At 42.2% G+C, this 12,022-nt stretch carries 7 protein-coding genes and 1 pseudogene; 4 read left to right on the forward strand and 4 right to left on the reverse strand.

Annotated elements, in window-relative coordinates; translation table 11 throughout:
* The 3 genes from F6K27_RS02140 to F6K27_RS02150 all read left to right on the forward strand — a co-directional run bounded on the left by F6K27_RS02140 (position 1) and on the right by F6K27_RS02150 (position 3,739).
* The gene (locus tag F6K27_RS02140) at positions 1 to 183 is read left to right on the forward strand and encodes a 3-oxoacyl-[acyl-carrier-protein] synthase III C-terminal domain-containing protein (protein ID WP_287274731.1); all 183 of its coding nucleotides are present in this window, start codon (positions 1 to 3) and stop codon (positions 181 to 183) included.
* A 906-nt stretch (positions 184 to 1,089) separates the two neighbouring features.
* Positions 1,090 to 3,000, forward strand: coding sequence for a molecular chaperone DnaK (gene dnaK / locus F6K27_RS02145; RefSeq protein WP_287274719.1), 1,911 nt, complete (start codon positions 1,090 to 1,092; stop codon positions 2,998 to 3,000).
* Positions 3,001 to 3,229: 229 nt separating this feature from the next.
* A complete protein-coding gene (locus F6K27_RS02150) occupies positions 3,230 to 3,739 on the forward strand; it encodes a DUF4112 domain-containing protein (RefSeq protein ID WP_287240094.1) in 510 nt (169 codons plus the stop codon).
* A gap of 297 nt (positions 3,740 to 4,036) precedes the next feature.
* Here F6K27_RS02150 and F6K27_RS02155 read toward each other — a convergent pair whose 3' ends face one another.
* From F6K27_RS02155 to F6K27_RS02170, 4 genes are all read right to left on the reverse strand, one after another.
* Positions 4,037 to 5,017 (reverse strand): aldo/keto reductase, encoded by a 981-nt coding sequence (locus F6K27_RS02155; protein ID WP_287274721.1) that lies wholly within the window; start codon positions 5,015 to 5,017, stop codon positions 4,037 to 4,039.
* 786 nt (positions 5,018 to 5,803) lie between these two features.
* Positions 5,804 to 6,685, reverse strand: coding sequence for a formylglycine-generating enzyme family protein (locus tag F6K27_RS02160; protein ID WP_287274733.1), 882 nt, complete (start codon positions 6,683 to 6,685; stop codon positions 5,804 to 5,806).
* A 480-nt stretch (positions 6,686 to 7,165) separates the two neighbouring features.
* Complete coding sequence (locus F6K27_RS02165; RefSeq protein ID WP_287274723.1) at positions 7,166 to 9,223, reverse strand: arylsulfatase; 2,058 nt, start codon at positions 9,221 to 9,223, stop codon at positions 7,166 to 7,168.
* A gap of 542 nt (positions 9,224 to 9,765) precedes the next feature.
* The gene (locus F6K27_RS02170) at positions 9,766 to 11,553 is read right to left on the reverse strand and encodes an arylsulfatase (protein ID WP_287274724.1); all 1,788 of its coding nucleotides are present in this window, start codon (positions 11,551 to 11,553) and stop codon (positions 9,766 to 9,768) included.
* Positions 11,554 to 11,614: 61 nt separating this feature from the next.
* On the opposite strand from F6K27_RS02170, the pseudogene F6K27_RS02175 reads away from it, so the two are divergent.
* A pseudogene (locus F6K27_RS02175) lies at positions 11,615 to 11,932 on the forward strand (helicase-related protein); the annotation flags it as partial.
* Positions 11,933 to 12,022 lie beyond the last annotated feature (90 nt).

Genomic DNA, 12,022 nt, shown 5'->3' on the forward strand with positions numbered 1-12,022 from the left:
CTGAAATTAAGCGAAAAAAATACATTTATCTCTTTAAAAGAAAGCGGTCATTTAGGAGCAACAGATACTTTATTTGGTTTGGCTAAAACTATAGAATCAGAGAAAATAAAGCCTGGTAATTTAGTAGTTTTAGCCAGTAGCGCTGCTGGGTTTTCTTGGGGAGCAACTGTGATTAAATATTAAGTAAGCATTCAGCTATCAGCTATTGCTTTTAGTTTATCGAATAATTAATAATTATTAATTAAATAATTCAGCTTACTCTGCCGACTCTTTCAAGGGGAAAAAAGTGGTCGAGGGATGGATGGGTTTCCTAACCATATCAATTATTGCACCCTTATTCATTAATTCTTTCCCCTACTCTCTCTTTTGGTGAAGATGTCTAATAGACATCTCCAATAATAAAAAATAAAATCAATTATTCTACATAAATTATCAATTCTTTCCCCCTACTCCCTACTCCCTACTCCCTCTTTTCTGGAGATGTCTAATAGCTATAACTAGGGCTTGCTGATTAAATATCAAAGCATTGACTGATATTGGTTGAGCACATTTTTGGTCTAAAAAAGTACCAGCTTTTCAGCGGAAGAAGCTCATGCATTCTAGTATTTTGGGATGATTATGGCAGAAAAATCAAGGGATAATTTTTCCGACTACCTCCTCTATAATTCCCCGTTCCTCCTGTCTCCTGTCTCCTGTCTCCTGTCTCCTACCCCTACTAAAAGACTAGTGAAGCGCAAACCCTAACTATCAAAAAGGCGATCGCTAGACGGCAAACACAACACATAACTTACGGTTTGCCACAATGGCGGCGATCGTCCAAGGAGCGTAAATTAGAAAGAGTAAAGGAGGAAAATTATAAAAGTTCCTCAAAGTCCAATATTCCTTGATGTTCGGTAAACACGCCTTCATGGAATCGTCTAAATAATCGCAGTATAGATATAAGTAACTTAATCTTAAAGACTGTATAAAAAATGGACAGGCCCTGGACTAAATCCAGAAGGCTTAAATATTAGTCCTTAAGTCAATCTTAAAAACTAGGGTTGACAAAAAGTAAAAATTTTTGTAGTAATTTGGAGCAAAAAAAATCTTATGGCAAAAGTAGTCGGAATTGACTTAGGTACAACAAACTCCTGTGTTGCAGTTATGGAAGGTGGTAAACCCACAGTAATTGCTAATGCAGAAGGTTTCCGTACAACCCCTTCTGTAGTTGCCTATGGTAAAAAAGAAGAGCAACTGGTAGGGCAAATCGCCAAACGTCAAGCGGTGATGAATACCCAAAACACCTTTTACTCAGTAAAGCGGTTCATCGGGCGTAGATTTGATGAAGTAACCAATGAAACTACAGAAGTTTCCTATAAAGTACTAAATGTTAATGGTAACGTTAAATTAGATTGCCCAGCATTAGAAAAACAATTTGCCCCCGAAGAAATTTCAGCCCAGGTTCTTCGTAAACTGGTAGAGGATGCTAGTAAATATCTGAATGAAACAGTAACACAGGCAGTAATTACCGTACCAGCTTATTTCAACGACTCCCAAAGACAGGCAACCAAAGATGCAGGTAGAATCGCTGGTGTAGAAGTATTGCGGATCATCAACGAACCGACAGCAGCTTCTTTAGCTTATGGGTTAGATAAGAAAAGTAACGAAACTATCTTAGTATTTGACCTTGGTGGTGGTACATTTGACGTTTCCATTCTAGAAGTAGGTGATGGTGTATTTGAAGTATTAGCTACTTCCGGCGATACACACCTTGGTGGTGACGACTTTGATAAGAAAATTGTTGATTTCCTCGCTAAGGAATTTGAAAAAGCAGAAGGAATAGACCTGCGGAAAGATAAGCAAGCACTGCAACGTTTAACAGAAGCAGCAGAAAAAGCTAAGATTGAACTTTCTAGCGTTACTCAGACAGAGATTAACCTGCCATTTATTACCGCTACCCAAGATGGACCTAAGCACTTAGATACCACCTTAACTAGAGGTAAATTTGAAGAACTCTGTGCTGACCTGATCGACCGCTGTCGCATTCCTGTAGAAAACGCAATTAGAGATGCTAAGTTAGATAAAAGTTCTATTGATGAAGTGGTATTAGTTGGTGGTTCTACTCGGATTCCCGCAGTCCATGATATTGTTAAGAAAGTCCTCGGCAAAGATCCAAACCAAAGTGTTAACCCTGATGAAGTGGTAGCTGTTGGTGCTGCAATTCAAGCAGGTGTATTAGCGGGTGAAGTTAAAGACATTCTCTTGTTAGATGTTACTCCTCTATCTCTAGGTGTAGAAACCTTGGGTGGCGTAATGACCAAAATTATTCCTCGTAACACTACTATCCCTACGAAAAAGTCAGAAGTGTTCTCAACTGCTGTAGATGGTCAAACAAATGTAGAAATCCATGTACTACAGGGCGAACGGGAAATGTCTAACGACAACAAGAGTTTAGGAACTTTCCGTCTAGATGGTATCCCCGCAGCACCTCGTGGCGTACCTCAAATCGAAGTTACCTTTGATATTGACGCTAACGGCATTCTGAATGTAGCTGCGAAGGATAAAGGTACTGGTAAGGAACAGTCTATTAGTATTACAGGTGCTTCCACTCTACCAGATACTGAAGTTGAGCGGATGGTGAAAGAAGCAGAAGCTAATGCTGCTGCTGACCAAGAACGTCGTGAAAAAATTGACCGTAAAAACCAAGCAGACTCTTTAGCATATCAAGCTGAGAAGCAAATTCAGGAGTTGGGAGATAAAGTTCCTGAAGCTGATAAGACTAAGATTGAAGGGTTGGTTAAAGATTTGCGTGATGCTATTTCTCAAGAAGATGACGAACGTATTCAGTCTCTAACTACTGAGTTGCAACAAGCTCTGTATACTGTGAGCAGCAATATTTATCAACAAGGTTCTCCTGATGGAGCAACTCCTCCTAATGGTGATGGTGCTGCTGAGTCTTCCTCAAGTTCTGCTGGTGGAGATGATGTAATTGATGCTGACTTTACTGAAACTAAAAAGTAAGTAGTCTCAGCGTTGCTGAAGGAGTCAGGAGTCAGGAGTCAGGAGTCAGGAGGGAAGAAAGAAGAAGTAAATGAGGAGTATGCTCCCCCTCTGAATCCGGACATGATATCGTACCTCAAATCAGCAACGCTGTAGTCTTTAAGCATAAAGTGTAAGTTCAGTAGGGTGTGGGTGATGTGACACCCTACTGAACTTACACATTTATTGAATTTTACTCACATAACTTCCAATGGCAAAACCATCTCCCACTACCTCTGGCGATCGCCCTCAAGCAGCTAAGGTTAGACAACTGCGTAAAATTAGCGATTTACTTGATAATGCTGTTCGCGTTCCTGGTACTTCTTATGGCGTTGGTATTGACCCACTTCTAGGATTGATTCCTGGGGGTGGTGATTTTTTAGGAGGACTTATTTCTGTTTATATTGTATTTTCAGCAGCAATGATGGGTTTGCCACGGGAAACTCTGATGCGAATGGCGTCTAATATTGTATTTGATTCTTTGGCAGGAATTGTGCCTGTTTTTGGAGATTTGTTTGATGTTGCTTGGAAGGCAAATTCTAAAAATATGGATATTTTGGAGGCTCATTTAGAGTCTCCTAAAGTTAGTAAAAGTGCTGATCGCGGGTTTGTTTTTTTGCTGTTGGGCGGTTTAATTTTATTTGTTATTGTTATTGCTACTTTGGGGTTTTTAGTTATTAGTTTATTTGTGCATATTTTACAGTTTATTGTGTCAGGTTAGGTTGAGAAAAATGGTTCTAAAAATTGCACTTTTTAACCATAAAGGTGGAGTTAGTAAAACAACTCAAATAACCACCCCAATATTGAGGTGGTTATTAACTATTGTAAAAACGAGATTAGCAAGTGTTATTTATATTAGCGTTTAACTTAACCTTGCCCTAACTATAATTTAATTATTACAGACTTATACATCATAAATCAAGAGGACTATTGCTATAACCCAAAAAAATTATATTTCCAATCACAAACTTTTTCTTCCCTTCTTCCTTCTTCCCTCTTCCTTCTTCCTTCTGCTATATCAATTAGTCTGAAAAATATTTTGTACCATTTTCTTATCTGTACTCGCCGCAGCATTATCCAGTTCCGCAACTTCACCAGAATCTAATTCCCAACCTAATGCACCAATATTTTGTTCTGCCTGTGCTAGATTTTTTGCCCCCGGAATAGGAATTGTACCTTTACAAATACACCAGTTAATTGCTACTTGCGACATAGTTTTATTTCTTGACTTTGCCACTGCTTCCAAACATGATAATAGAGGGCGAACTCCTGGTAATATTTGCTTAAACAAAAAACCTCGAACACCTTGAGGAACAGAACCGTTTTCTGAATATTTTCCTGTTAATATTCCTAATGCTAAAGGACTATATGCAATTAATTTAATTCCCAATTCATCACAGATTTCTTTAACTCCTAATTCCGTCACAGGATAGGTTGATAATAGAGAATATTGAACCTGTAGAGTATTTATCGGAATATGGCGATCGCGAAATCTTTCATACACTTTCATTAACCGTTTGGGCCCATAGTTCGATAGTCCCACACCTTTTACCTTACCTTGTTCGTATAAGTCAGCCAAACCATCTAAAAGTCCCCATTCTTGCCAGGGTAAATAATTTGCTGTAGACCAGTGCATCTGCACCAAATCGACATTTTTTCCGAGGCGTTGGGCCGATGCTTCGCCAGCAGAAATCATTGCTTGACGACCCCAGCGCCAGGGATAAGCAGCAAGTTTTGTGGCAATGCAAATATTCTCTTGATTTGCCCCCGTATATGCTTGGGAAAACTGCCCCAATAGCATTTCACTGCGTCCGTTTAATTTGCCTGTACCGTAGGAGTCTCCTGTATCAAATAAAGTCACACCATTAGCAACACAAAGATTGAAGACATTTTGCAACTCATTATCCATACTTTCATCATATCCCCACAGGAGGCGGTTGCCCCATGCCCATGTACCACAGCCCATTTTTGGTAGGATAAGTTTTTCTTTAGTTTGCATCCTGACTCTTTCTCAATATTAGACATCTATATATTTTCTCACTATAGCGCTACGCGCCAGGGAATAGGGAACAGGGAACAGGGAATAGCAAACTGTAATATCATGTCCGGTTGAACAGTTATAAATAAACGACTAAGGAGTCAGGAGACAGGAGACAGGAGACAGGAGGGTAGAAAGAACACAGAAGAAGGAGAAAGTTTTTTTATCACTAATTATCCGGACATGATTTGAAGAAGGAGACAGGAGACAGGAGACAGGAGACAGGAGGAAAATTACATGGGGATAGTCAACGAAGGGCCGCTCCGCGTCTACGCTCCCCCAAGTAATGCGTGAACACGACCGTTGACGGTGGGGTATTAAACCCACAAAGAAAATGATAAAACACAAATACGCTAACTGTCGTTAGGTTTCGTTAAGTTGGGCAGGTTTTGGGTGACGATTCTCACCCATCTCTCCATCCCCCCATCTAATATCATGTCCGGTTAAACAGTGATAAATAAATAACTGCGGAGTCCTCAGGAGTCAGGAGGACCGAGTCAGGAGAAAAGAGGGAAGGAAGAAGAACAACAGGAGAAGAAGGAGAAAGTTTTTTTATAAGTATTGTGAGTCCTCAGGAGTCAGGAGGACCGAGTCAGGAGGGAAGAAAGGGGAAAAAGAGGAAATATTGGAGAAAAGTCAAGATAATTTCAGTATTTATTTGGTACTGTCGGTATTGTCAGTCCTTAATTTTATTTATAACTGATTTCCGGACATGATATAATGCACCATTTAAGGTGTGTCAGTCCACTATGAGACTACTAAACGAAAACCAATATGAGTGGTTCCCGTATCAGGAGCTTGAGACTCTCTGGCAGCAGGTCTATAGCGACTACAATAATTTTTAGCACACAGGTAAGATCCACCTTTAATCACGTGCAATGCTCCCTCCTGGGGTTTGATGGGATCGAAACTGGCGGTTTTGTCAGGTCCGACGGGGTTTAAACTATGGTCTTTGCCAGAATGTCCGACTTGATACCAATCTGAGGTGAGTTCCCAAACGTTTCCGGTCATTTCATAAAGTCCGTAACCGTTGGGGGGAAAAGATTCTACAGGTGCAGTTCCTAAATAGTTATCTTCTTTGGTATTGAAAAAGGGAAACATCCCTTGCCAAGTATTGGCTTTCTTGGCAGAATATTGATTTCCCCAAGTGAATTCTTGCTCTTGAAGACCACCCCGCCCTGCATATTCCCATTGAGCTTCTGTGGGGAGAGATTTACCCGCCCAATTGGCATAAGCAACTGCATCCTCATAAGCGATGTGAACCACAGGATAATTATCTTTCCCTCTGATATTGCTATCTGGACCGTAGGGATGTTGCCAATTAGCACCCACTGTCCAATGCCACCAACTTAAGTAAGCAACTTGTTGGATACCTTCAGAGGGGGGTTGAAATACGAGGGAACCAGGTTGTCGTTGGTCGTCGGTTAGATTGGGGAATTGTTCTTTTGAGAGGGGGCGTTCGGCAATGGTTTTATAGCCTGTAGCTTTGATAAATTTGCGGAATTCAGCGTTGGTGATTTCGTGGCGATCGATGCAAAAACTATCTACGGTGACGTCACTTGCAGAAATTTCTGATGGGTAATGACTATCCGATCCCATTGTAAAAGTTCCTCCAGGAATAAATACCATTCCCTCTGGACAACTATTATTTGTAGAGGATGCTTGTGCTGGTGTGGAGAAAGGGAAAATAAGGGATATTGTTAGGAAAAAGATAATAAGTGATTTATGCCAAAAAGTTTTCATAAAATGATTGAGACTTCGATAATACAACGTATTAATTTAATTGGGTATCAGGTGATATCAAATCCGGATAAGGCGTTGCTGAATTAAGGGATGAATATTAGGTGGGATAGGCATCCTGCCTGTCCGAAAATATCAGGAACGGGCAAGATGCCCATTCCACAAAAACGCCATCAAATCTGGATAATTACTATACCCAACTCATTGCGACTTTTTAAGCAGATTATATTATGAGCAATGTTGGAAAAATTCATCGTCGAATTTAAATTAAGAGAAATAGGAGGATCTATTTTCAACAATAGTCTTCAAAAGATCCTCCTAAATTCTACTTATGTGTACACCTTAGTGTAATCAGCTAATAGACTTAGTTTAGTCCTCAAGATTCATATTCTCAAGATCGTCTAACAGCTCTTGCAATTGCCCATCAATGGTAAAGGAAGCCGGAACCTGACGGGGAGGATAGTCCCGAAACGTGTCCAGGAATTTGCCAACGTAATATTGGCTTGGTGGAATGACGAACGCATGATTCGTCTTCCAAATGTCATAGTACGATGATTCTCCTGGCGCACGCTCAAAAGGATCGCGACGCAGGTTAAGGACAATAGGAATCCTCAATTTAATAAAAGGCTCAGACCAGACCTTAGCACCTTTTTCCCGTTGCTCACTAAAGATCAGTTTCCAATCATCATAGCGCAAAGCTGAGGGATAAGCATCATCCGTGAGATAGAACATCTCGTGACGGGGTGCTTCTACTGGCAACTCAGCAATTGCTGGGTTTTTACGTCGTAATTTTTCTAATTTAGAGGGGTTGATCCTGTCAAGGTAATCTAGGCGAGCTAAGAAGTTATACCCATCTAGGTGCAGCGGATGGAAATCCCGATCGTTGGCTTCATAAACCACGGGGAGTTCAGCGCCATCGCAGGTACCGTCTGTTGGAGCCTCTTCTTCAAGACAAGGGTTGAGCAATTGAGTCTTAACATCTTGAAGTTCTTCAATTCCAGTTGCCGAAGCTAGAGTTGGTAACCAATCCGTCATCGAAATGATATCGTTGGACACGACACCACCTTTCCAACGGGCAGGCCAGCGCACCAAGAAGGGAACCCGGAAACCACCTTCCCAGTTGGTGTTCTTTTCCCCATGGAATGGAATAGTCCCACCATCAGGCCACTTATAGAATTGTGCTCCATTATCTGCGGTGTAGATAACGATCGTGTTGTCTGCAACACCCAACTCATCAAGTTCGTCGAGCAGCTCGCCCACCATAGCATCGTTTTCTACCATACCATCAGCAAAGAGTCCTTGACCGGTGACGCCTTCCGACTCAGGCTTCAAATGGGTATATACGTGCATCCGGCTGGGGTTCAACCAGACGAAGAAGGGCTTGTTATTATCGACTGCCTTTTCCATAAAGGCTACGGCTGCACCTTGAAACTCCTCATCCACCGTAGGCATCCGAGCACTACTCAGTGCTCCTGTGTTGCAAATCACTTGGTGACCTACGGGGCCTTTTGTTAGAATTTTACTTTTAGGAGCATCTTCATCTACAACATAAGAAACTTGTTTCTTATAACGTGGAAGTGATTCATCATAAATACAGGGATGCTCTGGAACTAGAGAATCATGAAGTTCCTTAGCTTCTGCCACTGTCTGAGGCGATCCTTCCACCCTCGTATCATAAGAATGCAGAACGCCCTTGGGACCATACTTTTTAACGTAGTCACCGTCTGGTCCGCCTGGATAATCAGCGTTTTCTGGCTCTTCCTCAGAGTTGAGGTGATAGAGATTGCCATAAAACTCTTCAAAGCCATGATTGGTGGGAAGAAACTCATCGCGATCGCCGAGGTGGTTTTTGCCAAATTGGCCTGTAGCATAGCCCTGTTCTTTCAAAATTTCAGCCAGGGTAATATCTTCCGTGCTGAGTCCCAAACCAGACCCTGGGAGACCTACTTTGGTCAAACCAGTACGTCCAGGGCTTTGACCCGTGATGAATGCTGCCCGTCCAGCAGTACAGCTATTTTCTGCATAAGCATCGGTAAAGCGAATGCCCCCTTCAGCAATGCTATCGATATTTGGGGTACGGTAGCCCATCATGCCATCATTGTAGGCACTGAGGTTAAACCAACCCACATCGTCAGTCATAATGACCAGAATGTTAGGTGGGCTGGTGGTCTCTTGGGGCAACGTCTCTTCAGAGGCATTTACAGCCCCCTCCATTGTGTCACCTGAAATGCTAGGTAGGCTAGTCTTCTGGGGCAACGTCTGTTGAAAGGAGTCTAAAGCCTTCATCATTAAGTCACTTGAAAGCCCCATTTTTTCCTTGGGCAGCTCAAAATTAAAGTTTTGATTAGCAAAAGCAGGATCGGTCGGGAACCAGGGCAGCATCCCCGAAAGGAATAGTAGAAGGGAGGTCGCGATCGCGATTCCCATTTTTATAACTCGTTTCACGAAACAAAAAATTCCTTAATTATTAGATGGTATTTTCTTTTTGTTGCATTTAATCAGGACTTACGCAAAGTCTTGAGAATACGCTATTCGCAGAGGGCGAATGGCATTCGCCCCTACTAGATATGGTAATTCTGCGTAAGTTCAAGAGAATTGTAGGTTGGGTTGAGCGATAGTGAAACCCAACATTGTCATATCAAGTAACATTAATTAACCCCAGTCTAGGGACGTTGCATAAGGGTGTCCCTACTAGGTTGAGGAAAGATATTACAGTTATTTAATGAGACATGATATCAGGACTTTGTTGGGTTTATCCTACGGATAAGCTCCGCTAACGTCCCTCAACCCAACCTACATTATTGTTGATTTTTAGGCTTAACTGAACTGTATCGATCCAGATCTAACTATTAGCTTGAGTTTGGATAGTTCACCACAAAGCGCGATCGCCTTTTCGGGTAAACCATAAACTCACTTGTTAGCTAGTTGCAAGGCAAAAACCAAAATCAAAAATCTGAAATTGGAATTGATTACTCAATGGGAGTCACTTCAATTGAATCGATGATGTCTTGAACAATCTCATCAGGATTGCTGGTGACAAGACCCTGACTGGGCGGATACTTTTCAAATGTCTGCAGGTACTTCTGCACCAGTCCGATAGCTGGTGTGATTAAGTACTGTCGGCGGAACCACCAGTCGTTATAGCTGTTTGAATCAGTATCAGCCCGCTCGTAAGGATCTCGGCGCAAGTTAAATATCTTGGGAATCCGCAGTTTCACAAACGGCTCGCGCCAGAGGTCGAAATAGTGGGATCGCTGTTCCATAAAAACCAATTTCCAGTCGTCAAGGCGAACACCTGGCATTTTTCCTTCATCATTGAAGTAGATGAAGCCTGGACGCGCCCCCTTGGAACCTGGTTCACCTGCAGTTTCTAGATAAGGCAGTTGGTTATAACCATCTAGATAAGTACCGCAGAGATTGCTGGTGCTCTCTTCAAGGCAATCCTGCATTAGGGTTGTTTTGTAATCCGCGTACTTCTCTTCACCTAACGCTTCACCTACCGCTGCCATCAGCGTCGGCACCCAATCCAAGTGAGAGAAAATCTCGTGGGAAACTACTCCTGCAGGGATATGACCAGGCCAGCTTACCAAAGCAGGAACACGATAGCCACCTTCCCAGTTAGTGTTCTTTTCAGCTCGGAAAGGACTTATACCACCATCAGGCCACATATTATAATGGGGACCATTATCGGTGGTATATACAACAATCGTATTCTCTTTAATACCGAGCTCATCGAGCCGGTTGAGTAACTCGCCTACATGACCATCATGCTCTACCATGCCATCACCGTAGAAATTTTGGCCACTGATTCCCTTAACCTCATCTTTCAGGTGAGTATTGTGGTGCATCCGGGTGGAGTTAAACCAGGTTAAGAAAGGTTGGTTGTTGTTGACGGCAGTGGTGATGAATTCCTTGGTGCGCTCAAGGAATTTATCATCAATCGTTTTCATCCGCTCAATAGTTAGCGCTCCAGTGTCTTCGCAGTACTGATTGCCCAATTCACCAAAGCGTCTGAGAGCTATTTTCCTGGAATTTTCCAGATCGGGAAGTGGATTTCCATCTGTGTCCACTTCAGGAAGTGAATTTCCTTTTTCGTCGAAAATCGCATCATCTTTATAATAAACATCTGGTGATGCTTTGCAATCTAGCACGCCGCGCGGTCCAACGTTTTCTGCAAATAGACCATCGGGTCCCCCTGGATAGTCGACGTTTTCCGGTTCCTCTTCTGCATTCAAGTGGTAGAGATTACCAAAGAATTTATCAAAGCCATGGACTGTGGGTAGAAACTTGTTTACATCGCCCAAGTGGTTTTTACCAAACTGACCAGTCGTGTAGCCTAGAGGCTTCAGCATTTCGGCCAGGGTGGGATCTTCGTGTTGGAGGCCGAAGGGTGCGCCGGGGAAACCCACTCTCAGCAGACCAGTACGCAGGGCGCTTTGCCCGGTGATAAACGCCGCCCGACCAGCGGTGCAGCTTTGTTCGGCGTAGTAGTCCGTGAACAGCACACCATCCTTGGCAATGCTGTCAATATTAGGGGTGTCGTAACCAACAATGCCTTTTTCGTAGGCGCTGAGATTTGTCCAACCAATATCATCTCCCATAATCACCAAAATGTTAGGAAGTTGAGTTGTTTGGGCAAATGCAGCAGATGCAGGTAGCCAAGGCAAAATCCCTACAAACCAAAGCGTTAAGGACATCGTCGTAGCAATCGCCTTTTTCATGACTCGTTGCATGAAAATAAACTCCTTAATTTTCAAATAAATTCGTTCAAAAACAAATTTTCATAAGCAAAAATCAAATTTGTGACTTTGTTGTTCCACTTTAGTGGTTGGAGGAACAGGTTTAAATTTGACTCGCGCTAATCATGTTTTTCATTTTGATAGATGGTGGAATCCCGCAGTAGAAAATCAGGCTACAGATAGGGTATTTAGAATTGGTCAAACTCGGAATGTTCAGGTACATAAATTTGTCTGTACTGGAACTTTAGAAGAGAAAATACACGATCTAATTGAAAGTAAAAAAGAATTAGCAGAGCAAGCTGTAGGTGCAGGTGAACAATGGTTAACTGAACTAGATACAGACCAGTTGAGAAACTTATTAATACTTGATAGAAATAAAGTAATTGAAGATGAGTAGGGGAAATGTGAGGAGTGTGGGGAGTGTGGGGAGTGGAGAAGAAATAAAAATATGAATAATTGACCATTTTTTGAATTCAAAATTCAAAAT

It is taken from the genome of Okeania sp. SIO2F5 (assembly GCF_010692685.1).
Lineage (GTDB): Bacteria > Cyanobacteriota > Cyanobacteriia > Cyanobacteriales > Microcoleaceae > Okeania > Okeania hirsuta.